Origin of the sequence: Pseudomonas brassicacearum (assembly GCF_918698105.1) — a bacterium.
Classification (GTDB): Bacteria; Pseudomonadota; Gammaproteobacteria; order Pseudomonadales; family Pseudomonadaceae; genus Aquipseudomonas; species Aquipseudomonas brassicacearum_F.
The window spans coordinates 1-23,904 of the sequence record NZ_CAKKMI010000091.1; the positions used below are offsets into that span (position 1 = coordinate 1).

A 23,904-nucleotide genomic window follows, 5' to 3' on the forward strand; every position below is an offset into this window, starting at 1 on the left:
CGGTTCACCTGATAAACCGAGTTGCCTGCATCGCGGGCAAGCCCAGCTCCCACAAAGCTTCTCCTACAGTGGGTAGGGGTCAGGCCTCGAGGCCGAGGATATCCCGCGCCACCGCCTCGGCAATCCGGATCCCGTCCACGCCCGCCGACAGGATCCCGCCGGCATAACCGGCGCCTTCGCCGGCCGGGAACAGGCCCTTGACGTTCAGGCTCTGCAGCGATTCGTTGCGGGTAATGCGCAGGGGCGATGAGGTGCGGGTTTCGATGCCGGTCAGCACGGCGTCGTGCAGCGAATAACCGCGAATCTGTTTCTCGAACGCCGGCAGGGCTTCGCGGATGGCTTCGATGGCGAAATCCGGCAGGGCCAGGGCCAAGTCGCCCAGTAACACCCCTGGCTTGTAGGACGGTTCGACGCTACCCAGTGCCGTAGACGGCTTGCCGGCGATGAAATCACCCACCAGTTGCGCCGGGGCCTCGTAGTTGCTGCCACCGAGTACGTAAGCGTGGGATTCCAGGCGTTCCTGCAACTCGATCCCCGCCAGCGGGCCACCGGGATAATCGACTTCCGGGGTAATCCCGACGACGATGCCGGAGTTGGCGTTACGCTCGTTACGCGAATACTGGCTCATGCCGTTGGTCACGACGCGGTTCGGCTCGGACGTCGCGGCCACCACGGTGCCGCCGGGGCACATGCAGAAGCTGTACACCGAACGGCCATTCTTGGCGTGGTGCACCAGTTTGTAGTCGGCGGCGCCAAGTTTCGGGTGGCCGGCGTATTTGCCCAGGCGCGCGCTGTCGATCAGCGATTGCGGGTGCTCGATACGGAAACCCACCGAGAACGGCTTGGCTTCCATGTATACGCCGCGGCTGTGGAGCATGCGGAAGGTGTCCCGCGCGCTGTGGCCCAGGGCCAGGATCACATGTTTCGAATGAATCCGTTCGCCGCTGGCCAGTTCGACGCCGACCAGTTGGCCGTCCTCGATCAACACATCGGTGACCCGCTGCTGGAAGCGTACTTCGCCGCCCAGGGCGCGAATCTGCTCACGCATGTTTTCCACCACGCCGGTCAGACGGAACGTGCCGATGTGCGGCTTGCTGACGTAGAGGATTTCTTCCGGTGCCCCGGCCTTGACGAATTCGTGCAAAACCTTGCGGCCAAGAAATTTCGGATCCTTGATCTGGCTGTAGAGCTTGCCGTCCGAAAACGTCCCGGCGCCGCCTTCACCGAACTGCACGTTGGATTCGGGGTTGAGCACGTTTTTGCGCCACAGGCCCCAGGTGTCCTTGGTGCGCTGGCGAACTTCCGGGCCACGCTCGAGGATGATCGGCTTGAAGCCCATCTGCGCCAGCAACATCGCGGCGAAGATCCCGCACGGGCCGAAGCCGACCACGATCGGCCGTTCGCTCAGGTCGGCCGGTGCCTGGCCCACCACTTTGTAGCTGACATCCGGCGCCTCGTTGACGTTACGGTCATCGGCGAACTTGCGCAGCAGGCTGGCTTCGTCGCGCACCGTCAGGTCGATGGTGTAGATGAAGCACAGTTCGGAGGATTTCTTGCGCGCGTCGTAGCTGCGCTTGAACAAGGTGAAGTCGAGCAGGTCATCGCTGGCGATACCCAGGCGCTGCACGATGGCCGGGCGCAGGTCTTCTTCGGGGTGGTCGATCGGCAGCTTGAGTTCGGTGATTCGTAACATGGTGGGATCCGGTTCGCGGGGTGCACAACTGCACCAGGGCGTGAACCGGCGATTATAAGCCAAAACCGGCGAATCAGTCGTTGCGCGCACCACCGAAGTAGGCGCAGCCACGCTGGACCTGGCCGTTGACCCGCAACTCGGCGCTCATGTGTTGCACGCTGCCGGTGACGCTGTCGACGCAACGCGCAGGCGTGACCCAGAGCTCGACCTTCTGGCCGTTGGCTTCGGTGCCCACGTTGAAGCGGCCATCGCCCAATTGCTCCTCGACGTAAGGCACCGCCAGCGGCGGCTGGCCTTCGCGGTCCAGCACCAGGCCCTTGCCACTGGCCTTGAGCGTCCATTCAGGGCTGTGTCCCGCAGCGCGCAGGATCGTTCGTTTGAAGTCGACGTCTTCGCAAGCCGTTCCCGAGCGCTCCAGGCGATAGAGTTGTTCAACGTCCAACTGACTGTCGGTGCCGGCCGCAGCGCTGGAAACGATACGGCCACGCACATCGGCAAACAGTTTGCCCTGGTCATCGGCCAGGCTGGCGGCCTGCTGCAGCACGCTGGTGCCGCCGCTGTCGTTGACGATGTAGCGGCGCTGTTCCTGGCACGGCTGGAACACCAGCTTGCCATCGGCCGCCGTGAGCTCGCCCTGCATGCGCGTCTGGCCGGCATGGGAGGCGCTCTGACGTGGGGCATCGAGCAATTGGCAGCCGGGCAAGAGCGGCAGGAGGGCGACAAACAGCAGGGAGCGGGCGGCACGCATCATTGGGTCTCCAGACAAGTGTCGCCACGTTACTGGGGGCGGCCGATGATCACAAGGCTTGGGTATCGCCGAGGGGGACTTGAGTTGGTCCGGGGGCCGCAGCATAGTGGCGCACCTGGTAAGTCGGATTCATTCGGTATGAAGCAAAGCCTGCCTGTTTTTCCTGAACGCCTGTATGCACTGGATGCTCTGCGTGGCATCGCAGCGTTGGCCGTGGTGTTCTGGCATTGGCAGCATTTCTTTTTTCAGGGGGCTGTTCCGGGGCCGCTGCTGCGAGAAACACAGCCTTTGTATGGGGTATTTTCGCTGTTCTATCGCCATGGCGGGGATGCTGTTTCGCTGTTTTTCAGTCTGTCGGGTTTCATCTTCTTCTGGTTATTCGCCCAGGCGCTGGCGAGTCGGGAACTGAGCGGCAAACAGTTTTTCATCGAACGCTTCAGCCGCATCTACCCTTTGCACCTGGCGACATTTCTCGCGGTTGCCCTGTTACAAAAAATCTATAGTGCCTACGCTGGCAGCGCGTTCGTTTATCCATTCAACGATGCGTATCACGCGCTGTTGAATGTATTCCTGGCCCCTGCCTGGGGCCTGGAGCTAGGTTGGTCGTACAACGGGCCAGCATGGTCGATCTCGGTTGAAGTGCTGTTGTACGCCGCTTTTTACCTATTGTGGCGCTATACAAAGGCGCCGCTTTCAATAAGTGCATTGCTGATCTTGGTGGCCGTCTGGATCTTTCCTGCGCACTACAAAGTAAGCCTCGGCGTGTTCGGTTTTTTTTGTGGTGGTTTGGGCTATGTGTTGGTGGCCTGGCTGCTGCGCCGATTGAACGGTCAGTGGGTCGGCGCGGGGCTGATACTGACGACTGCGTTGGGCTGGTATCTGTTTAACGTGTCCGGCACCGATTCGCAATTGTCCAAGTTTGCGTTGCTGTTTCCGTTGACCATTATGACCATTGCCGCGTGCCATCAATGGCTGGAACCCTTTGCCCGGCGTCTTGCCTGGCTCGGCGACATCAGCTACGCCTCATACCTGTTGCATTTCCCACTGCAAATCATCGCCGCGCTGCTGGCCGACAAATTCTTGCCCGGACGTAGCGTGTTTTATCAGCCCTGGACCCTGCTGCTGTTCTTCGCCGTGCTGATCGGCACCAGTCTGCTTTGCCACCACGCGTTCGAGCGACCCGTGCAGCGCTGGCTAAGACAACGCGTGCGGGAAACCGGTGAGGCGCTTGAAGACGCTCGCTGATGGCTCCCGCTTGCGAGGACTTAGTTGACGTGAAAGGTCTGACCGGTTTGCAGGCCTTCGACACTCTTGGCGTAGGCCAATGCCACGTCCGCTGCGGGAACAGGTTTGAAGCCGCGGAAATAAGGCGCGTACTTGTCCATGGCTTCCAGCAACACGTTCGGGCTTACCGAGTTGACCCGCAAGCCCCGTGGCAATTCGATTGCCGCGGCGCGCACGAAACTGTCCAGGGCACCGTTGACCAGGGCCGCCGAAGCACCACTCTTGATCGGATCGTGGCTGAGCACGCCGGTGGTGAAGGTGAAGGACGCACCGTCGTTGGCGAATTCGCGGCCGATCAGCAGCAGGTTGACCTGGCCCATCAACTTGTCTTTCAAGCCCAGGGTGAAGCTGTCTTCGGTCATGTCGGCCAGGGGCGCAAAGGTGACGTTGCCAGCGGCGCAAACCAGGGCATCAAAACGGCCGGTCTTTGCGAACAGCGCACGGATTGAAGCGCTGTCGCTGATATCCACCTGCAGTTCACCGCTGTGGCGGCCGATCCGAACGATCTCGTGGCGCGGCGACAGTTCTTTATCAATGGCCGAACCGATGGTGCCGTTGGCGCCGATTAACAGGATTTTCATGGGCTGTTCCTCAATGGGTTGAATGAGTTTTCAGTCTAGAGGGGTTCTTTCCATTGATAATCATGCTAATAGGCAACCTTTGGTTTTCAATTGGAAACAATCCAATGAGCGAAATGGATGACCTGGCGGCGTTTGCCGTGTTGATGGAGGCCGGCAGCTTCACCCAGGCGGCCCAGCAGTTGGGGTGCAGCAAGGGCCAGTTGTCCAAGCGCATCAGTTTGTTGGAGAAGCGGTTTTCGGTGGTGTTGCTGCAACGCACCACGCGGCGCCTGAGCCTCACGGCGGCAGGGGCGGCGTTGCTGCCCCAGGCCCAGGCGCTGTTGGTGCAGGTGGAAAGGGCGCGTCAGGCATTGGCCCGGTTGAAGGACGATATTTCCGGGCCGGTACGTATGACGGTGCCGGTTTCGTTGGGCGAAACGTTCTTCGAAGGCTTGCTGATGGAGTTCGCTGGCACGTATCCTAATGTGCAGATCGAACTGGAGCTCAACAACGGTTACCGTGACCTGACCCGCGATGGTTTTGATCTGGCGATCCGTTCCGACGCCGCCATCGATGAGCGGCTGGTGGCCCGGCCATTGCTGGCGTGGCACGAAATGACCTGCGCCAGCCCGGCCTACCTCGACCAATACGGCGAACCCGAGACGCCCCTGGCCTTGGCCGAGCACCGTTGTTTGCTCAACAGCCATTACAGCGGTCGGGAAGAGTGGCTTTACCACCAGCAACACGAACTGCTGCGGGTCCGAGTCTCGGGGCCGTTCGCCAGCAATCACTACAGCCTGCTGAAAAAAGCCGCCCTGGCCGGCGCCGGAATCGCCCGGCTGCCGTCGTACCTGCTGCATGAAGAATTGGCCGACGGACGTCTGCACTGGCTGCTGCGCGACTACCAGACCCGACGCATGCCGATGTACCTGGTGCATCCGTACCAGGGTGGATTGCCCAAGCGCACCCAGGTGCTGGCTGACTATCTGATTGATTGGTTCAAGCGCAGCGGCGAGGCGTTGGATCGGCTTCAGCGATAGTCCATCCATTGGACAGTCCCTGTGGGAGCGAGCTTGCTCGCGAAGGCGGTGGCACATCCGGCATTTGTGCAAGCGGACCCGCCGCTATCGCGAGCAAGCTCGCTCCCACAGGGGATCTGTGTTCAGTCGTGGGCGTAACGCCTGGCAATCAGCTGATCGATCGACAACACGCCCGGTCCACGGGCCATCAGGTAAAGCAATACCGCCGCCCAGGTGCCATGGGTCGGGTAGGCGTCCGGGTAGACGAACAGCTGGATGGTCAAGGTCATGCCCAGCAAGGCCAACGCTGAAAAGCGTGTCGCCAGGCCAAACAAAATCAGCACCGGGAATACATGCTCGGCGGTAGCAGCCAGGTGCGCAGCCAGTTCCGGCGACAGCAACGGCAGGGCGTATTCGCTTTTGAATAGCGGAACGGTCGAGTCCGCCAGCCGCGGCAGGCCGATCTGGAAGGTGCCGTCGAACAGGTCGATGGCCAGGCCTTCGATTTTGGTCTGGCCGGATTTCCAGAACACCGCGGCAATGGAGAATCGCGCGATGAAGGCGATCAGGCTGTGGGGGATTTTCTCCAGCCATTGAATGGAAGCGGCAATCAGGGCGTTCATCGGGATACCTGTCCAGCTAGGAGGTGAGTGATAGCGCTGTGGCGAATGAGCCCCGCCAGGGTCTGCTCCAGGTCGAGCTCGATCGAGGCTTCAATGGCGGCGCTCAGGGTCAGCCCCTGTTGCAGGGCGGTGATGAACCCATGGGCTGCGTGATTGATCGCGAACACTTGCACGTCGAGGCCGTTGCGCAGCACCAAGGCGTTTTGTGCAGCAAATGCCTCGAACGACACGGGCGTCTCGTGCTGATGGGCGGCCCAGATCGTCACCACGGCGAAGGGCGATTGCAGCAGCCGCAGTGACGGATGCAGACCGATCTTCAGGTGCCTGGTCTGTGTGGGGGACGACAGCGCCTCGACGATCCGTTCTGCGGCCATGGGCTCGGCGTCGGCGGCATGCCAGGCTTGCACATGCAGTCGCTCCAGCCGGGCGACATCCGCCAGGTACGGTACGCAGGCGGCGGGTTCGAAGCGTTCGATGAACCCGGCAAAATCATCCCCGTAGTCACTCATCACCGGGCTGCGCGGCGGCGCCGACTGGACGTAGACCCCCGCCATGCCTCGGAAAAATTCCTCGCCCACCAACTGCGCCACCACCGGGTAATTGTCGGCCAGGGCGTTGATCAAGGAGCTGAGCACGTTGTTGCGGTACACCGCGAAGCGGCTCTGCGGGTCCGCACCATTGGCGCTGACCAGGCCGGGGGGGCACGCCTGGCGCGGGTCGAGCAGGGCGGCGGCGAATGTGCGCTGGTCGCTCACGACCGGACTCCCGCGGCATTTAAAAGTTGATCGGCCTGGCGCGCTTCGGCCAGCAGCACCTCCCATGGGGGGATGTGGGTGTCGCGCTCGACCAAGGTGGCTACCGGCCCGATCTGCGCCAGAACCTTGAGGTACAGTTGCCAGACGGCGTGGTCGATGGGCGCGCCGTGGTCGTCTATCAACAGGCGATCGCCAAGGCTGTCGGTGTCTTCGGCAAAACCGGCCAGGTGGATTTCGCCGGTCGCGTGCAGGGGCAGGGCGTCGAGGTAGGCCAGTGGGTCGCGGCAGTGGTTGATGCACGAGACGTAGACGTTGTTCACATCCAGCAGCAGGCCGCAGCCGGTGCGCCGGATCACTTCGCTGAGGAAGTGTGGCTCGTCAAGGGTCGAGGTTTCGAACGCCAGGTAGGTCGCCGGGTTTTCCAGCAGCAGCGGTCGTTTGAGGCTGGACTGCACCTGGTCGACGTGTTCGCAGACCCGGTCGAGGGTCGCTTGGTCGTAGGCCAGGGGGAGCAGGTCATTGAGGAACACCGGGCCGTGGCTGGACCAGGCCAGGTGTTCGGAAAAGGATTGGGGCTGATAGCGTTCGATCAATGCGGCCAGGCGCTGCAAATGCGCGACATCCAGCGGCCCCTCTCCACCGATCGACAGGCCGACGCCGTGCAGCGACAGCGGGTACTGTTCGCGTATCCGCCCCAGGAAGTGATGAAGCGGCCCGCCGGCCACCATGTAGTTTTCCGCGTGCACTTCGAAAAAGCCCAGGTCCGGTCGGGTCTGGAGCACCTCACGAAAATGCTCGCTCTTGAGCCCCAACCCTGCCCTGGGCGGCAGCCGGTTATCAATGGCGAGGGACGGGGTATTCAACATGCTGGCGGGCCTCAGGCAGATGCGATCAGGACTTGGCTTTGAACGCTTCGAGCTGGCCGAAACCAGTCGGCGAGGTTTTGCTTTCCATAGTGGTGCAAGTGCCTTTGGGTACCGATTTCCAGGCGTTGCCCTGATAGTCCATTTTTGCCGTACCGGCGCAGGTGGTGCCGGCGCCGGCGGCGCAGTCGTTCTTGCCTTTGAGGGCAACGCCGAAGCATTTTTCCATGGTGTCGTCGGCGGCGTGGACGGTCGAGACGGCTGTCATGCTCAGGGCAGAACCCAGGGCCAGGATCAGGGCGGTGGCGGACAGGGTGCGGGTCGAAGCAGTCATGATGATTCTCCAGTCATTCAGGGAAATGAACCGGCGTCAGCGCCGGTCTGCTGAACTAGAGAGGGGAGGTGGGGGAGTGTTACAACGGGCTACCGATATTTTTTTGGTTTACCCCAAACCCGTGGCGAGGGAGCTTGCTCCCGCTGGGCCGCGCAGCGGCCCCAAGCTGTTGCGGTCGCTTCGCAACCGAGCGGGAGCAAGCTCCCTCGCCACAAAGGCATTCACTTGAAAACTGGGCAAAAAAAACGGCCCGAAGGCCGTTTTTTAATTGCTGCAGACTCAACCGCCCAGGTACGCCTCGCGCACTTTCGGGTCGGTCAGCAGGGCTTCACCGGTGCCTTGCATCACCACGCGACCGTTCTCCAGCACGTACGCCCGGTCGGCGATTTTCAGCGCCTGGTTGGCGTTCTGCTCCACCAGGAACACCGTCACGCCATCCTTGCGCAGCTGTTCGATGATGTCGAAGATCTGCTGGATGATGATCGGTGCCAGGCCCAGGGACGGCTCGTCGAGCAGCAGCAGCTTGGGCTTGCTCATCAGCGCACGGCCGATGGCGAGCATTTGCTGTTCGCCGCCGGACATGGTGCCGCCGCGCTGGGTAAAGCGTTCTTTCAGGCGTGGGAAAAGGTGCAGGACCTTGTCCATCTGTTCCTGATAGTCGCCCTTGTCGGTGAAAAATCCGCCCATGGCGAGGTTCTCTTCCACGGTCAGCCGGGCAAATACCCGACGGCCCTCCGGCACCACCGCGATGCTCTTGCGCATGATCCGTGATGAGTCCTGGCCCACCAGTTCCTCACCCATGTAGCGGATGCTGCCGCTGTGGGCCTGGGGCGAACCGCAGAGCGTCATCAGCAGGGTGGATTTGCCGGCGCCGTTGGCACCGATCAGGGTCACGATTTCGCCCTGGTGGACTTCCACGTTGACGCTGTGCAAGGCCTGGATCTTGCCGTAGAAGGTGGAAACGTTTTCGAATTGCAGCATTTACGCTTCCCCCAGGTAGGCTTTGATCACTTCAGGATTGTCGCGGATCTGTTCCGGCGAGCCGTTGGCCAGGGGGGTGCCCTGGTTGATCACGACGATGTGGTCGGAAATGCTCATGACCAGCTTCATGTCGTGCTCGATCAGCAGCACAGTGACGTTGTGCTCCTCGCGCAGCACGCCGATCAGGGCTTTGAGGTCTTCGGTTTCCTTGGGGTTCAGGCCCGCGGCGGGCTCGTCGAGCATGAGGATCCGCGGACGGGTCATCATGCAGCGGGCGATTTCCAGGCGTCGTTGCTGACCGTAGGCCAGGGTCCCGGCGGTACGGTTGGCGAATTCCTTGAGGTTGACCTTGTCCAGCCAGTACTCGGCGTACTCCATGGCCTCGCGTTCGCTTTTGCGGAACGCCGGGGTCTTGAACAGGCCGGCAAAGAAGTTGGTGTTCAGGTGACGATGCTGGGCGATCAGCAGGTTTTCGACCGCCGTCATGTCCTTGAACAGCCGCACGTTCTGGAAGGTGCGCACCACCCCCTTGCGGGCGATCTGGTGGCCGGGCAGGCCCTGGATCGGCTCGCCGTCCAGCACGATGGTGCCGCCGGTGGGCTGGTAGAAGCCGGTCAGGCAGTTGAACACGGTGGTCTTGCCTGCGCCGTTCGGCCCGATCAGGGCGACGACCTGTTTCTCTTTCACGGTCAGGGCCACGCCGTTGACCGCCAGCAAGCCGCCGAAGCGCATGCTCAAGTTTTCGACTTTCAGAATCTCGCGGCTCATTTGCGCAGCTCCATGTGGGGGCGTTGCATAGGCAGCAGACCTTGAGGACGCCAGATCATCATCAGCACCATCAAGGCGCCGAACATCAACATGCGGTATTCGCTGAATTCACGCATCATTTCGGGCAGCAGGATCATCACGATGGCCGCCAGGATCACGCCCAGCTGCGAGCCCATCCCGCCCAGCACGACGATGGCGAGGATGATCGCCGATTCGATGAAGGTGAAGGATTCCGGCGTCACCAGGCCCTGGCGGGCGGCGAAGAAGCTGCCGGCAAAACCGGCGAACGCGGCACCGAGGGTGAAGGCTGACAGCTTGATGATCGTCGGGTTGAGACCCAGGGCACGGCAGGCGATTTCGTCTTCACGCAATGCCTCCCAGGCGCGACCGATCGGCATGCGCAGCAGGCGGTTGATGACGAACAGCGCGGCCAGGGCCAGCAACAGGGCAACCAGGTAGAGGAAGATCACCTTGTTGATCGAGTTGTATTCCAGGCCGAAGTACTCGTGGAAGGTCTGCAGGCCTTCGGCGGCTTTACGTTCGAAGGTCAGGCCGAAGAACGTTGGTTTCTCGATGTTGCTGATACCGTTCGGGCCACCGGTAATGTCGGTCAGGTTGCGCAGGAACAGACGGATGATCTCGCCAAAACCCAGGGTCACGATGGCCAGGTAGTCGCCGCGCAAGCGCAGGACCGGGAAGCCCAGCAGGAAACCGAAGGTGGCGGCCATCATCCCGGCGATCGGCAGGCAGATCCAGAAGCTCAGGCCGTAATAGTGCGACAGCAGCGCGTAGCTGTAGGCCCCGACGGCATAAAAGCCGACGTAGCCCAGGTCCAGCAGACCGGCCAGGCCGACCACGATGTTCAGGCCAAGACCGAGCATCACGTAGATCAGGATCAGCGTAGCGATGTCCACCGCGCCGCGAGAGCCGAAGAACGGCCAGACCAGCGCCACGACGATCAGGGCCAGCACGATCCAGCGCTGGGTGGTCGGCAGGGTCAGGAAGTTGCTGGCCTTGGCCGGGATCACCGGCAGGCCGGGCGAGGACTTCCACATGGCGCTGATCTGCGTGCTGAACAGCACACGCAAGAACATCAGTACGGAACACACGGCGATGGTCGCCAGGATGGCCGGGTTGGTGCCGTGCACTTCCAGGTTGATGCCGACGATGGTCAGTTTAAGACCGAGTACCGGATAGGCCACGGCCCAGACCAGCAGGGCGCTGAAAAGCGCCGATTTGAGATGCCTAGTCATACTTTCTCAACCTCCGGACGGCCCAGGATGCCGGTCGGCCGGAATAACAGAACCAGAACCAACAAGCCGAATGCCACGACGTCCTTGTACTGGTCGCCGAAGATGTCGGCGCCAAAGGCTTCCGCCACGCCCAGCACCAGCCCGCCGAGCATCGCGCCGGGAATGCTGCCGATGCCGCCCAGTACCGCGGCGGTGAAGGCTTTCAGGCCGACGAGGAAGCCGGCGTTGGGGTTGATCACGCCGTATTGCATGCTCAACAGCACCGCGGCGATGGCCGCCAGGGCCGCACCGATGACGAAGGTCAGGGCGATGATGTTGTTGGTGTTGATGCCCAGCAGGTTGGCCATCTTGATGTCCTCGGCACAGGCGCGGCAGGCGCGGCCCAGGCGGGAACGGGAGATGAACAGCGTCAGGCCGAGCATGGCGACCAGGGTCACCACGAACACCACGATTTGCATGTAGGAAATCAGCACTTCATGTGCCCCACCTGGCCCGATGGCGAAGTTGCCCGGGATCAGGTTGGGGATAGCTTTGTCCTTGGAGTCTTGCGAAAGCAGAACCGTGTTCTGCAGGAAAATCGACATGCCGATGGCGGAAATCAGTGGGATCAGACGGTTGCTGCCGCGCAAGGGGCGGTAGGCGATCCGTTCGATGCTGTAGCCATAGGAACTGGTCACGACGATGCTCGCAATGAAGGCCGCGGTCATCAACAGCGGGACACTGTCGAGTCCCATCATGCTCAGCCCGGCGATGGCGATGAACGCCACGTAGGAGCCGATCATGTACACCTCGCCGTGGGCGAAGTTGATCATTCCAATGATGCCGTAAACCATCGTATAGCCGATGGCGATCAGGGCATACGTGCTGCCAACGGTCAGGCCGTTAACCAGCTGCTGGAAGAAGTGATAGATGTCAGGCATTACAGCGCTCCTAAAAACCTGATACGCATTTCACTGGTGGAGTCATTTTCCCGCCCGGGCCCCGTGGATCTGCATCCACTTCGAACACGAGGTTTGCCAGCGAACCGCTGATGACGGTTTTGAGATTTTCAGGTGGGGAGACTGGCGGATCACGCCAGCGCGGCCCAATACATTTAAAACAAAGCCCACGGCACGCCGTGGGCTTTATTGGCAGTCAGTCAGGCCAGGCCTTACTGAGGCGATACTTCAGTTTTAGGTTTGCCGTTGTGCCATTCGTAGACCACGAACTTGAAGTCCTTCAGGTCGCCCTTCTCGTCGAAGCTCAGGTCGCCGGTCGGAGTCTTGAAGGTGCCTTTATGAATGGCTTCAGCCACTTTGGCGGTGTCTTCGGACTTGGCCGCCTTGATACCTTCGGCGATGACTTCAACAGCCGAGTAGGACGGGAACACGAACGGACCGCTCGGATCTTCCTTCTTGGCCTTGAAGGCGTCTGCCAGGGCAATGTTGGCAGGATCCTGGTCGAAGGATTTCGGCAGGGTCACCAGCAGGCCTTCGGACGCATCCTTGGCGATTTGGGTGATCGAGTCGTTACCCACGCCTTCCGGACCCATGAACTTGGCCTTCAGGCCTTTTTCCTGGGATTGACGCAGGATCAGGCCCAGCTCCGGGTGGTAGCCGCCGTAGTAGACGAAGTCGACGTTGGCTTGCTTGAGCTTGGCGATCATCGAGGAGAAGTCTTTGTCGCCGGCGTTCACGCCTTCGAAGACGGCCACTTTCACGCCTTTCTTCTCCAGGGTCGTTTTCACGGCGCTGGCGATGCCTTCACCGTACTGCTGCTTGTCGTGCAGGACCGCAACGATCTTCGGCTTGACGTGGTCGGCGATGTAGTTGCCGGCCGCAGGGCCTTGGGCGCTGTCCAGGCCGATGGTGCGGAAGATCATCTTGTAGCCGCGAGCGGTGATGTCCGGGCTGGTAGCGGCCGGGGTGATCATGATCACGCCTTCGTCTTCGTAGATGTCCGACGCCGGCTGGGTGGAGCTGGAGCACAGGTGGCCGACCACGAACTTGACGCCGTCGTTGACGACTTTGTTCGCGACCGCGACCGCTTGTTTTGGATCACAGGCGTCATCGTATTCAACGGCTTCGAGTTTCTTGCCGTCGACGCCGCCCTTGGCGTTGATCTGTTCGATGGCCATTTTGGAGCCACTGAACTGCATGTCGCCGTATTGGGCTACAGGGCCGGTTTTTGGGCCGGCGATGCCGATCTTGATGGTGTCGGCGGCGAACGAATGGCTGGCAACCCCGGCCAGAACCATAGCGGCAAACAGTTTGGAAATCTGCTTAGTAGCCTTAGTCATAGTGCTCCACTCATGCTGTTGTAGTTTTTATAGTCCTGGCGCCGTAGCAGCAGAACCGGGTCAGATATCTTGGATACCCTCGCGGAAAATGCCCCCGGCAACTGTACCGGTACAGTGTAGAGCGCCGATTGTTGGCAAGGGAAGCTGGCGCTTGGGGGCAAAACCTGAGGGTGTCGCTTAATTGAAAGAAAAAGACAGAATAGCGGCGGGGTTGTCCGGTCATATCGGCAATCCTTGGCTTTGCTGCGCTTTTCAATCGGTACCGCAATTGCTACCGGGTTTTTCTGCCAGACCACCGACGTTATCATTCGCGCCGATTTCTTTTCTGGACAGGTCCCATGAATCAAGAACCTAGCACCCTCTATGCCAAGCTGCTTGGTGAAACTGCATCCATCACCTGGAAAGAGCTGGAGCCGTTCTTTGCCAAGGGTGCCCTATTGTGGGTCGATCCGGCACTGGATTTGATCGCCGCCGCCGAGGCCGTCGCCCAGGACGAAGGTACCAAAGTCGCCGCCTGGCTGGCCGCCGAGCAGCTCGGCAAGCTGTCTGAAACGCGGGCGCTGGATTTTCTGGAACGCGATCCACAGCTGTGGGCGGTGGTGGTTTCACCCTGGATTATGATCCAGGAAAGGGCGTCGAACTGATCGATGCACCAAGTTGGTTCGTGTTTTTGCGTTTGAAAAAGTGTGTAGGTGAGTAGCGTGATAGCACCCTGCCGTGGCGAAACGCCACAAGGTAGGGTGACGTATACGTAACGGGAACAGTTTATGGAGCAGCCTTTGGGCTGCTTAATTGTTTCTGGATGTTGTCCGAGTGCGGGATTCGGGACCGCTATCGCGAGCAAGCTCGCTCCCACAGTGGGCCTGTGTTCACAAATCCCTGTGGGAGCGAGCTTGCTCGCGATTGGAGGCAACACGGTGTTACGCCAGCCTCAGTAACTCTTGCCGGTATGGTTATTAAGCGAAATAACCTTGGTCTTGCCAATGCGATGACGGTAGATCTCGCGCAGGTACTTGATAGACTTTTTCACGCAGTCGCGAGACAGGCGGATGTCGTTGATCGAGACGAACTTGTCCTTGTCGTTGATCAGCTCGCGGTACTTCTTCTCATACATCGGTTTGATCGCGTACCAGTTGGTGTCGAGGATCTTCGCCGGGTTTTCGAATTCGTTGAGCAGGTCGTCGATGCGTGCTTCGTCGAAATCTTCATTGATGATGAAGTCCAGGATCGAGTTGTCCAGGGTGTCGTCGAAGCGGTACGGGGTGCGGGCGAAGCAGCGTTTGATAAAGGCCACGATCAGGGTCAGGAAGTCATCCGACAGGCACGGGCTCTTGGCGATCAGGGTGGTCAGCGACAGGTTGGCCGACGCGCCGATCACCAACGCGTAACGCTTGAGGGTGGTGTTGGGGAACAGGCTGTTGAGGTGGGTCTTGAGCCGGTTCAGGTCCATGTAGGACAGCTTGTAGTCCTTGGGCAGGGAGACGATGGACACCACCGACGAGCAGTTCTTGAAGAAGTGCAGGTCATGCAGGGCGGCTGCGTCGTAGCCGGAATTCTTGTACTGCTCCAGCGACGCCCGGTAGCGCTTGGATTCGATCGGCAGCAGGCTGATGCCTTCGATGGCCTGGGTGACTTTGTTGAAGTGCGGCAGGTCGATGGAGCGGAAGAACAGGTCGTCGATGTTCAGGCGCGGCGGCTCTTTTTCGAACACCTTGAACTTGTCGCCGCTGGGCGCCGGGGTTTCCGGGACGACGGACTCGGCGTAGGCAATCGCCACCGGGCCGGCCAGGCTCATGAACAGGTCGTTGGCGTCCAGGCGAATGGTTTCGCCAATGTCGATGCCGGCACGGCGGAAGTAGTTCTGGTCGTAGTCGGTGGTGACCGCCTGGGCCGTCAGGATGTTGAAGATCTGCTGGGAGATGTACTGGTTGGCGTGCTTCTCCATGGCATTGACATCAATGTTCTGGATATTGCCGTCATCGCTTTCTTCGGCGTAGCGCATGATGTCGTTGGAGATCAGCATCATCGCGTTCCACGGGCGGATACGGCCCATCACGCTGGCTTCGCTGCTGTCTTCGTTGGCGAAGTTGTACGAGAAATCCCATTCTTCCGACAGGTACTTGCACAGCAGGCGTCCGGCGTTGATGTGCAAGGCCTCGGACATTTCGCTGCGGTGGTCGGAAATGTTCGGCAGCACGCAGATGCCGCTGGTGAAAATCGGTTCGAAGACGAAGGAGTGACCGCTCTTGCTGTCGTGTTCGTCCATCGGCTTGGTGTCGAACGTCTTGTTCATGTACGAGTATTGCTGGGCCAGGCCGAACTCCGAGGCCATGCCCGAACCGGTACCGCCGCCGGCACTGAATATCGAGAAGTACAGGCGCGACTGGTTGGCCTTGATGCCGCAGCTGTCGATCAGGTACGAGTGGATCATTTTCCAGTCGGGGCTGGAGAAGCGCTGGGTGTCCTTGTTCAGGATGATCTTGGCCAGGTACTGGCCCAGGATCGGCGCGTTACCGGCGCCACCGGCATGGACTTCCGACAGGTCCATGATTTTCATCTTGCTGTAGTCGCGCAAAAAGCCGCTTTTTTCGCCCTTGCGCGAGAAGCGGATGCGCCCGGCGATGTCTTTGTCCAAGTCACCGAGCATCACCAGCGGTTCCACCAGGAACACCGGTTTGCTGGCCTTGCTGGTGCCCAGGCGCAGATTGTTGCGGATCCACTGCGCGGGGCTGTAGCCCTTGTCGCTGTAGGCCTTGTCTTCGGCGTTGAATTCGTTGAGGTAGAACTTGCGGGCGTTGTACACCAGCTCCGCCACGTCCAGGGCGATGTTGGAGCCGCAGCGCCCCAGGCCGATCAGGCACACCGACGGGAATTCCTGCTGGGCGCGGTCGCTCTCGTCTTCCACCAGATGGGGCGGTCGCGGGAACACCGCGTCGCGCAGGCCATCGAGGTTGTCGAGGATCCGGTCGGTGTTGGTTTCGGTGAAATACAGATACTGCTGAGTCGACAGGGGACGCGAGCTGCTCGATGGTTTCGAGGCTTCAGGGCCGTTGGCGGCCGGGCTCAGGGTCAGATCGGATACCGCAGTGGCTGTTTTTTTGGAAGTCATTGTGCGCCATATGCCTGAACTGGTTGGCTCGACGAGCGCTGTCATCGAACCATCGCGGATGGGAGCTCGCGTCCTGGATGGCGCGAAGGTCGGCCCGAGCGTCCAGGGCTACAGCCTGGGCGCCGCTCGAGAGATTCTTTCCTGATAGGTTGAATCGGCCACCGGGAGACGATCTTTAATCGCCAATGGGCGAAATGATGGCAATTGTTACAGCAAATTGACCGTTATCAAGAAACGCGCCGCTCGCCATGGGGGGGTATCAGCCTTGCGAATGATTGGAGACAGCGCCAGTGTCGCTGTCTAGATTGCATATCCAGGCCACGGATCGTTGGCCCATAACAATAAAAGAGACGGACCCATGCAGAACTCGACCCAAGCGGCGAATGCCTGGCGCATTCTGTTCCTGTTGTTCCTGGCCAACCTGTTCAACTTCTTCGACCGCACCATCCCGGCGATCATCATCGAGCCGATCCGCATGGAGTGGAGCCTCAGCGACTTCCAGATCGGCATCATCGGCACCGCTTTCACCATCGTCTACGCCATTGCCGGGTTGCCATTGGGACGCATGGCCGATACCGGTTCGCGCAGCAAGTTGATGGGCTGGGGCCTGGCGACCTGGAGCGCGCTGACGGCGGTCAACGGCCTGGTGGGCAGTTTCTGGGCGTTCCTGGTGGTGCGCATGGGCGTCGGGATTGGCGAGGCGAGTTATGCGCCGGCGGCCAACTCACTGATTGGCGATCTGTTCCCGGCCCATCGCCGGGCGCGGGCCATGGGCATCTTCATGCTGGGCTTGCCGATTGGCCTGCTGCTGGCGTTCTTCACCATTGGCGCGATGGTCAAGGCCTTCGACAGCTGGCGCGCGCCATTCTTTATCGCGGCGGTGCCAGGCTTGGTGCTGGCGTTGTTCATGTTCTTCATCAAGGAACCCAAGCGCGGGGCGGCGGAAACCGTGCAGGTGTCCCAGGAAAAGATCGACCGGCCGATCCGTCGAGTGTTGGCGATTCCCACTTTCCTGTGGCTGGTGCTGGCTGGGTTGTGCTTCAACTTCGCCACCTATGCCTGCAACTCCTTCCTGGTGCCGATGCTGCAACGCTATTTCCTGATGCCGCTGCACGAGGCAGCGGTGGCCACCGGGATCATGGTGGGCGTGACCGGGTTGTTCGGCTTGACCCTCGGCGGCTGGATCGCTGACAAGATTCATCAGCGCGTGCCCAGTGGTCGCTTGCTGTTCGCCGCGTTCAGCCTGGTGATCTCGACGCTCACCACCGCCTGGGCGCTGCATGCTGGGCGGATTGAAATCGGCGTGTTCGTCGCGGTGTTCAGTGTCGGCTGGTTGTTTGCCTATACCTTTTATACCTGCGTGTACACGGCGATCCAGGACGTGGTCGAGCCGCGCCTGCGGGCCACGGCGATGGCGCTGTTCTTTGCAGGGTTGTACTTGCTCGGTGGCGGCCTGGGGCCGGTGGTGGTGGGCGGCTTGTCCGACTACTTCGCCCGCACGGCCATGGCCGCGGCCGGGGTCGACCAGATGAGCGAAGCGTTCAAGGCCATCGGCCTGCATGACGCGATGTACCTGATCCCGGTCGCGTTGTTCCTGACCATGGTGTTCCTGTTCCTGGCGTCACGTTGCTTCGTGCGTGATGCCAAGCGGATGAAGGACGGGATGAGCGCGGTGGTGGTGCCCGACGGTGTCGTGGCGACGGCCTGAAGCAATAATGCTTTTGTGGCGAGGGAGCTTGCTCCCGCTCGGTTGCGCAGCGACCGCAACATTTTTGGGGCCGCTTCGCAGCCCAGCGGGAGCAAGCTCCCTCGCCACGGAGGGTTGTGCACTATAGGTTATGACGTTTATCCAACTTTCTCATCCCGCCCACGCAGCAAGCGATTGGGCATCGCCAGCGCCGCGGCCAACCCCAGCAGCGACACCGCCGCGCTGATCAACAGCAAGTGTCGGAACGTCGTCTGCAATTCCTGGCGCAAGGCATTTTGCGTCTCGCCCGGGGCGGCGTTCAGGCCGTCCAGCAAGACGCTGCCGGAATGCCCTTCACCGACCAGCGACGAGCTGGCGAGTTGGGCAAAGCTTGAATCCTGCAGCAAGGCCAGCAGCAACGCTGACATCAGTGCCACGCCCACCGCGCCGCCGAGGGAGCGGAACAGGTTGGTGGTGCTGGTGGCGACGCCGATGTCCTGTTGGTGTACGGAGTTTTGCGATCCCACAAGCGAGGTAGGGAACTGCATGCCGGAAGCGATGCCGCTGAGCAGCATGAACAGGCTGCTCAGCCAGAACGCGGCGGGCGGGGTGAAGGCCATGCCAAGGATGGCGAACGGGAAGAGCAGGGCACCGCTCAGGATCATCGGCTTGTAGCGCCCCGTGACCGAGGTCCGGCGTCCGGCGAAATACGCGCCGATCGGCAGCCCCATCGCCAGCGGCAACAAGTGCAACGCCGCACTGTCGGCGCCGGCGCCGGTCACGCTCTGGAAGCGCAACGGCACCAGCACCGTCAGGGAAATCGCCTGGAAGCTGGTGAAGAACACCGTGCACCAACACAGCACCGCATCGCGGTTGGCGAACAGGTGCATCGGCAACAACGGCTCCCGCGCCCGGCGCTCATGCCAGGCGAACACTCCCAGCGCTGCGCCTGCGCAGCCCAGCAGCCCCAGCACTTCACGGCTGTGCCAGGGATGGCCCTGGCCGACCTGGGTGATCCCCAGCAGCAGCGCTGTCAGGCCGATGATCAGCAACACGGTGCCCAGGTAATCGATGATCGGCGTGCGTTGCGGCACTGGCAGTCCTACCAGGCTGCGCCGCGCCACCCACCAGGCCGCCAGGCCCAGCGGCAGGTTGATCCAGAATACCCAGCGCCACGACAGGTACTCGGTCATGTAGCCGCCGAGCACCGGCCCGGCGACGCTGGCCACCGCGTACATGCTGCTGAAATAACCCTGGTAGCGACCGCGTTCGCGGGGCGCGATGATGTCGCCGATGATCGCCTGGCTCACCGAAATCATCCCGCCGGCGCCAATGCCCTGGATAATCCGCGCCAGCACCAGTTGCTCCATGTCTTGTGCCAGGCCACAGAACAGCGAGGCCAGGGTGAACAGGCCCATGCCGAACAGCATCAGCGGCCGGCGACCGTAGAGGTCGCCGAGCTTGCCGTAGATCGGCACCGCCACGGTCATGGCGACCATGTAGCCGGAAATCACCCAGGCCAGCAGGCTGACGTCGGCAAATTGTGCGGAGATGGCCGGCATCGAGACGGCGACGATGGTCTGGTCCAGTGCGCCCAGGAAAATCGCCAGCATCAGGGCTGCCAGCACGCTGCGGATGGCCGGTTTGGGAGCTTGGAGCGTATTGAACTGAGTCACGGCAGAACCTGCGGGCATCGCGCCGGAGAGGCAAAATGGGACGAAACCCGCAGTTTAAGTCGATAGGCGGCTATTCGATAGCCTCATAAGGAAGTCCGACGTAGTTTTCCGCGATGGTCTTGCGACCGGCCTCGGAGTCGACGAAATATTCCAGCTCGGCTTCGCTGATGCGCTGGTTGAAGGCATCGTCGTCGAAGCGGTGCAGCATCGAGGTCATCCACCAGGAGAACCGTTCGGCTTTCCAGACGCGCCGCAGGCAGATGGCCGAATACTTCTGCAGCAGATCCACACGGCCGTCGCGATAGACCTTAAGCAGGATGTTGAACAGCGTGCTGACATCGCTGGCCGCCAGGTTCAGCCCCTTGGCGCCGGTGGGCGGGACGATGTGGGCCGCATCGCCCACCAGGAACATGCGCCCATACTGCATCGGTTCGACCACGAAGCTGCGCAGCGGGGCGATGCTTTTCTCGATGGACGGGCCGGTCACCAGGGCTTCGGCGAGGTCGGCGGGCAGGCGGTTTTTCAGTTCATCCCAGAAACGCTCGTCCGGCCAGTCGGCCACTTGTTCCTCGGCGGGCACTTGCAGGTAATAACGGGTGCGGGTTTTGGAGCGCATGCTGCACAAGGCAAAACCGCGCGGGTGGCGAGCGTAGACCAGTTCTTCGTGGACCGGCGGGGTGTCGGCCAGCACGCCGAGCCAGCCAAACGGGTAGACCCGTTCGAAGACCTTGAGTGTCTCCGCAGGAATGGACTGTCGCGCCACGCCGTGGAAACCGTCGCAACCGGCAATGTAGTCGCAGTCCAGGCGCCAGGTCTCCCCTTCATGCTCGAAGGTCACGAAAGGGTTTTCGGTTTGCATGTCGTGGGGCTGGGCATTGCTGGCCAGGTACAGGGTCCGGGCGCCGGCGGCTTCGCGGGCGGCCATCAGGTCGCGGGTGACTTCGGTCTGGCCGTAGACCATGACATTTTTACCACCGGTCAGGCCCTTGAGGTCGATGTGCACCCGCCGATCGTTGAGCACCAGTTCAAAACCGTCATGGGGCAGGCCTTCGGAGTCCATGCGCTGGCCAACGCCGGCCTGGCGCAGCAGTTCGACCATGCCTTGCTCCAGCACACCGGCGCGGATGCGGCTCAGCACGTATTCCGGGGTCTGGCGTTCGAGGATGACAGTGTCGATCCCGGCATTGTGCAGCAACTGGCCGAGCAGCAGGCCAGAGGGGCCGGCACCGATAATGGCGACTTGGGTCTTGAGGGTTTTCATTGTTCTTATGACTCGCACGAAGCACGCGACCAGGGTCGGTGTTGATTATTAGAAATCGAGTGCCTACATTTTTCGCTTGCGGACCTGTCAGTTGAAGGGGAAAACTGAGCCGATACCTGTTCTTTTTACCAATTGGTGCGATTATCGCCCGCAACCCCAGGCCCGGATCCACGTTATGAAAAAACCTGACCTGCCTTCGATCCCGGTGTTCAAGCTCTACGGTGAGAGCCAGGAATGGCCGACGCCGGACCTGTTGCACTGCGAGACCATTTCCAAGCGCAGCCGCGAGCATCAGTGGGAAATCAAACCCCACCGGCATGCCGATCTGTGCCAGTTGCTGTTTGTCTTCAAGGGCCAGGCAGAATTGGAAATCGAAGGCCGGCGCACGCTACTCACCGAACCGGCCGTGCAGATCCTGCCGCCGTTGTCGGTCCATGGCTTTCGTTTTTCCGAGGATGTGGAAGGTTACGTGGTGACCCTGGCGGCGCCGCTGGTGACGCACCTGCAAGCGCAACTGGGGCATTCGGTCAACGTCCTGGCCCAGGCCGAAAGCTACCCCGCCCTTGAGAACGCCGAGTACCTCAACAGCCTGTTCAGCGCCTTGCAGAATGAGTACGTGGGGCATCAACCGGCGCGGGAAATGCTGATGCATGCGCTGGTCAGCGTAATCATGGTCTGGGTCAGCCGCCAGGTGATGCAGCGCCACACCCAGGCCCAGCGCCCGCAACGGGCCCGGGAATACCTCAACGGTTTCATTCAGTTGGTGGAAGAAACCTATCGCGAGCACGTCAAGGTCGAAGACCTGGCCCACCGCCTGGGCATCTCCGTGTCGCACCTCAACGGCACCTGCCGGGAACTGGCGGGGCAACCGGCGTTGCAGATCATGCATGAGCGCCAGTTGCTGGAGGCCAAGCGCTTGCTGACCTACACCGGCATGACCATCTACGAGATTTCCGAAATGCTCGGGTTTTCCGACCCGACCAATTTCACCCGGCTGTTCCGTCGGCGTGTCGGTATCTCGCCCAAGGCGTTCCGGGACCGGCTCAAGACCGATCAACAGGACGACTGACCACGCCTCAGCGCAGGGCGTTCAGGGTTGCGCTGTGGGGGATGCACCGTTCGAAGTTACAACTGGCGTATTCACGGGGCAGTTGCCTGGCCTGCTCGACCCGGTAGGCCGCAGTGCCATACAGCGCGAGCGTGGCGGCGCAGGTGACGAAAATGGCGAGGCGTCTTTTTATTTTAATGTTCATGGCGGTGACCTCTGAACGAATACCCGGGGGTACTCCTTTCAGAATAGGTCAGCTATAGCGAGTTGCCAGCCAGGCAGGCTTTGTGTGTGACCTGATATTCAGAACACTGATATCCGCTGTGGGATCCAGGCTCCCCAAGGGCTGAAGCAGGGCTTCATTGTGGCGAGGGAGCTTGCTCCCGCTGGGCTGCGCAGCGGCCCCAAAATGTTGCGGTCGCTGCGCAACCGAGCGGGAGCAAGCTCCCTCGCCACAGGTTCGCTGTATGTCAGGAACTGGCGGTGTTTCCCAGCCAGTTACTCCAGGTGTTCTGGTTTCATCGGGTCGCCCGGCTTGACGTCCAGTTGCTTGCGCACGTCCTCGAACATTTCGTCGTAGTACTTGTGCATCGAGCCGATGCTGGCGGTCTTGGGCAAGCCGTATTTCTGGGCGACGCGCGTGGCATGGCGGGCGAAGTCGAAGGCCTGGTCCTTGGCCAGGAAGAACGTCTCGTCCAGGGTCTTGTCCTCGACGGTGCCATGCACCCGGAACGACATGCCCGTGCCTTCCTTGCCGTCCTGGTCGACCTTGTAGTCGATGCACAGGTTGTAGCTGAAATCTTTCTTGTTCAGCGCGTGGCGTTCCATGTGCAGGTGCCCGGGTTCGAACATGGCCATAAGCAACTCTCCTTTGACGGCATAGGGAGTAGGGCAGACCCTGGATCCGCCCCGCAAGTTTCCTGTTACCGATAAGCGATGCCAGGTGTCGCCGTGCTGATGCGGGTGCCGGCTGTGCCTTGGACGATGGCCTCGATGTCCGAGAGTGAACCGATCACCGCGACCTTGCCAGTGTTGCGCGCGAATTCGCAGGCCGCCTGTACCTTCGGCCCCATGGAGCCGGCGGCGAAGCCGAGCTTTTCCATTTCGTCGGGGTGGGCCTGGGCGATGGCTTTCTGGGTCGGCTTGCCGAAGTCGATGAACGCGGCGTTGACGTCGGTGGCGATCACCAGCAGATCGCTTTCCAACTGTTCAGCCAGCAACGCCGAGCACAGGTCCTTGTCGATCACTGCTTCCACGCCTTGCAGCTTGCCGTTGGCGTCGTACATCGTCGGGATGCCGCCACCGCCGGCGCAGATCACGATGCTGCCCTTTTCCAGCAGCCATTTGATCGGGCGGATTTCAAAGATGCGCTTGGGCCTGGGGCTGGCGACCACGCGGCGGAACTTGTCGCCGTCGGGAGCGATGGCCCAGCCTTTTTCGGCGGCCAGTTTCTGCGCCTCTTCCTGGCTGTAGACCGGGCCGATGGGCTTGCTGGGCTTCTGGAAGGCCGGGTCGTTGCCATCGACTTCAACCTGGGTCAGGAGCGTGGCGAAGGGGACTTCGAAGTCCAGCAGATTGCCCAGTTCCTGTTCGATGATGTAGCCGATCATGCCTTCGGTTTCGGCGCCGAGCACGTCCAGCGGATACGGCGTGACCGAGGTGTAGGCCGCCGCCTGCAACGACAGCAGGCCGACCTGCGGGCCGTTGCCGTGGGCGATGACCAGTTGGTTGCCAGGGTGGATTTTCGCGATCTGTTCGGTCGCGGTGCGGATGTTGATGCGTTGATTGTCTGCGGTCATGGGTTCACCCCGACGCAGGAGGGCGTTACCGCCCAGGGCAACGACGATACGCATGGTGCTGTCCTTTCAAAAATGGATCGAACAATGCAGTCCCCTGTGGGAGCGAGCTTGCTCGCGATGGCGGTGTGTCAGTCGACATCAATGTTGCCTGTTCCTTCGCCATCG

At 61.1% G+C, this 23,904-nt stretch carries 23 protein-coding genes; 5 read left to right on the top strand and 18 right to left on the bottom strand.

Features of this window, described 5'->3' with window-relative positions:
* Nucleotides 1-79: 79 nt before the first annotated feature.
* Together LQ215_RS25500 and LQ215_RS25505 are read right to left on the bottom strand one after the other, a co-directional pair.
* Nucleotides 80-1,693, bottom strand: coding sequence for an NAD(P)/FAD-dependent oxidoreductase (locus LQ215_RS25500; RefSeq protein WP_230153138.1), 1,614 nt, complete (start codon nucleotides 1,691-1,693; stop codon nucleotides 80-82).
* 73 nt (nucleotides 1,694-1,766) lie between these two features.
* On the bottom strand, nucleotides 1,767-2,441 hold the full coding sequence (locus tag LQ215_RS25505; RefSeq protein WP_230153156.1) for a COG3650 family protein: 675 nt from the start codon (nucleotides 2,439-2,441) through the stop codon (nucleotides 1,767-1,769).
* A gap of 138 nt (nucleotides 2,442-2,579) precedes the next feature.
* On the opposite strand from LQ215_RS25505, the gene LQ215_RS25510 reads away from it, so the two are divergent.
* A complete protein-coding gene (locus LQ215_RS25510; protein WP_230153139.1) occupies nucleotides 2,580-3,686 on the top strand; it encodes an acyltransferase family protein in 1,107 nt (368 codons plus the stop codon).
* Nucleotides 3,687-3,706: 20 nt separating this feature from the next.
* Here LQ215_RS25510 and LQ215_RS25515 read toward each other — a convergent pair whose 3' ends face one another.
* Nucleotides 3,707-4,306 (bottom strand): short chain dehydrogenase, encoded by a 600-nt coding sequence (locus tag LQ215_RS25515; protein WP_230153140.1) that lies wholly within the window; start codon nucleotides 4,304-4,306, stop codon nucleotides 3,707-3,709.
* A 104-nt stretch (nucleotides 4,307-4,410) separates the two neighbouring features.
* Here LQ215_RS25515 and LQ215_RS25520 point away from each other — a divergent pair, with 104 nt between their 5' ends.
* Nucleotides 4,411-5,325 (top strand): LysR family transcriptional regulator, encoded by a 915-nt coding sequence (locus LQ215_RS25520; protein WP_230153141.1) that lies wholly within the window; start codon nucleotides 4,411-4,413, stop codon nucleotides 5,323-5,325.
* A 122-nt stretch (nucleotides 5,326-5,447) separates the two neighbouring features.
* Here LQ215_RS25520 and LQ215_RS25525 read toward each other — a convergent pair whose 3' ends face one another.
* From LQ215_RS25525 to LQ215_RS25565, 9 genes are all read right to left on the bottom strand, one after another.
* Nucleotides 5,448-5,927, bottom strand: a complete 480-nt coding sequence (locus LQ215_RS25525) for a DoxX family protein (RefSeq protein ID WP_230153142.1) — start codon at nucleotides 5,925-5,927, stop codon at nucleotides 5,448-5,450.
* The gene (locus LQ215_RS25530; RefSeq protein ID WP_230153143.1) at nucleotides 5,924-6,682 is read right to left on the bottom strand and encodes an HvfC/BufC N-terminal domain-containing protein; all 759 of its coding nucleotides are present in this window, start codon (nucleotides 6,680-6,682) and stop codon (nucleotides 5,924-5,926) included. The genes LQ215_RS25525 and LQ215_RS25530 overlap by 4 nt, the downstream gene beginning before the upstream one ends.
* Entirely contained in the window at nucleotides 6,679-7,548 is an 870-nt protein-coding gene (gene bufB / locus LQ215_RS25535) for an MNIO family bufferin maturase (protein WP_230153144.1), read from the bottom strand. Before bufB ends, LQ215_RS25530 begins: the two co-directional genes overlap by 4 nt.
* 25 nt (nucleotides 7,549-7,573) lie before the next feature.
* Nucleotides 7,574-7,879 carry a BufA1 family periplasmic bufferin-type metallophore gene (locus tag LQ215_RS25540; protein ID WP_014336888.1) on the bottom strand — a complete coding sequence of 102 codons (306 nt, stop codon included), beginning with the start codon at nucleotides 7,877-7,879 and terminating at the stop codon, nucleotides 7,574-7,576.
* A gap of 279 nt (nucleotides 7,880-8,158) precedes the next feature.
* Entirely contained in the window at nucleotides 8,159-8,860 is a 702-nt protein-coding gene (locus LQ215_RS25545) for an ABC transporter ATP-binding protein (protein ID WP_230153145.1), read from the bottom strand.
* On the bottom strand, nucleotides 8,861-9,628 hold the full coding sequence (livG, locus tag LQ215_RS25550; protein ID WP_057448896.1) for a high-affinity branched-chain amino acid ABC transporter ATP-binding protein LivG: 768 nt from the start codon (nucleotides 9,626-9,628) through the stop codon (nucleotides 8,861-8,863).
* Nucleotides 9,625-10,881 carry a high-affinity branched-chain amino acid ABC transporter permease LivM gene (locus LQ215_RS25555; protein WP_230153146.1) on the bottom strand — a complete coding sequence of 419 codons (1,257 nt, stop codon included), beginning with the start codon at nucleotides 10,879-10,881 and terminating at the stop codon, nucleotides 9,625-9,627. Before LQ215_RS25555 ends, livG begins: the two co-directional genes overlap by 4 nt.
* A complete protein-coding gene (gene livH, locus LQ215_RS25560; protein ID WP_230153147.1) occupies nucleotides 10,878-11,801 on the bottom strand; it encodes a high-affinity branched-chain amino acid ABC transporter permease LivH in 924 nt (307 codons plus the stop codon). Before livH ends, LQ215_RS25555 begins: the two co-directional genes overlap by 4 nt.
* 230 nt (nucleotides 11,802-12,031) lie before the next feature.
* On the bottom strand, nucleotides 12,032-13,159 hold the full coding sequence (locus tag LQ215_RS25565; protein ID WP_230153148.1) for a branched-chain amino acid ABC transporter substrate-binding protein: 1,128 nt from the start codon (nucleotides 13,157-13,159) through the stop codon (nucleotides 12,032-12,034).
* A gap of 338 nt (nucleotides 13,160-13,497) precedes the next feature.
* Here LQ215_RS25565 and LQ215_RS25570 point away from each other — a divergent pair, with 338 nt between their 5' ends.
* Nucleotides 13,498-13,803 (top strand): DUF2288 domain-containing protein, encoded by a 306-nt coding sequence (locus tag LQ215_RS25570; RefSeq protein WP_230153149.1) that lies wholly within the window; start codon nucleotides 13,498-13,500, stop codon nucleotides 13,801-13,803.
* 287 nt (nucleotides 13,804-14,090) lie between these two features.
* Here LQ215_RS25570 and LQ215_RS25575 read toward each other — a convergent pair whose 3' ends face one another.
* Nucleotides 14,091-16,268 (bottom strand): hypothetical protein, encoded by a 2,178-nt coding sequence (locus LQ215_RS25575; protein WP_230153150.1) that lies wholly within the window; start codon nucleotides 16,266-16,268, stop codon nucleotides 14,091-14,093.
* A 358-nt stretch (nucleotides 16,269-16,626) separates the two neighbouring features.
* Between LQ215_RS25575 and LQ215_RS25580 the strand changes: the two genes are divergently transcribed.
* Nucleotides 16,627-17,976 carry a spinster family MFS transporter gene (locus LQ215_RS25580; RefSeq protein WP_230153151.1) on the top strand — a complete coding sequence of 450 codons (1,350 nt, stop codon included), beginning with the start codon at nucleotides 16,627-16,629 and terminating at the stop codon, nucleotides 17,974-17,976.
* 137 nt (nucleotides 17,977-18,113) lie between these two features.
* On the opposite strand, the gene LQ215_RS25585 is transcribed toward LQ215_RS25580, so the two are convergent.
* Together LQ215_RS25585 and pobA are read right to left on the bottom strand one after the other, a co-directional pair.
* Nucleotides 18,114-19,649 (bottom strand): MDR family MFS transporter, encoded by a 1,536-nt coding sequence (locus LQ215_RS25585; RefSeq protein WP_230153152.1) that lies wholly within the window; start codon nucleotides 19,647-19,649, stop codon nucleotides 18,114-18,116.
* A gap of 52 nt (nucleotides 19,650-19,701) precedes the next feature.
* Complete coding sequence (gene pobA, locus LQ215_RS25590) at nucleotides 19,702-20,892, bottom strand: 4-hydroxybenzoate 3-monooxygenase (protein ID WP_230153153.1); 1,191 nt, start codon at nucleotides 20,890-20,892, stop codon at nucleotides 19,702-19,704.
* A gap of 175 nt (nucleotides 20,893-21,067) precedes the next feature.
* Between pobA and LQ215_RS25595 the strand changes: the two genes are divergently transcribed.
* Nucleotides 21,068-21,961 (top strand): helix-turn-helix domain-containing protein, encoded by an 894-nt coding sequence (locus LQ215_RS25595; protein WP_003198494.1) that lies wholly within the window; start codon nucleotides 21,068-21,070, stop codon nucleotides 21,959-21,961.
* A 7-nt stretch (nucleotides 21,962-21,968) separates the two neighbouring features.
* On the opposite strand, the gene LQ215_RS25600 is transcribed toward LQ215_RS25595, so the two are convergent.
* The 3 genes from LQ215_RS25600 to arcC form a co-directional block, all read right to left on the bottom strand.
* Nucleotides 21,969-22,145, bottom strand: a complete 177-nt coding sequence (locus LQ215_RS25600; protein WP_003198496.1) for a hypothetical protein — start codon at nucleotides 22,143-22,145, stop codon at nucleotides 21,969-21,971.
* 293 nt (nucleotides 22,146-22,438) lie between these two features.
* On the bottom strand, nucleotides 22,439-22,798 hold the full coding sequence (locus LQ215_RS25605; RefSeq protein ID WP_230153154.1) for a DUF5064 family protein: 360 nt from the start codon (nucleotides 22,796-22,798) through the stop codon (nucleotides 22,439-22,441).
* A 65-nt stretch (nucleotides 22,799-22,863) separates the two neighbouring features.
* Nucleotides 22,864-23,793 carry a carbamate kinase gene (gene arcC / locus LQ215_RS25610; RefSeq protein ID WP_230153155.1) on the bottom strand — a complete coding sequence of 310 codons (930 nt, stop codon included), beginning with the start codon at nucleotides 23,791-23,793 and terminating at the stop codon, nucleotides 22,864-22,866.
* Between the last annotated feature and the right edge of the window lie 111 nt (nucleotides 23,794-23,904).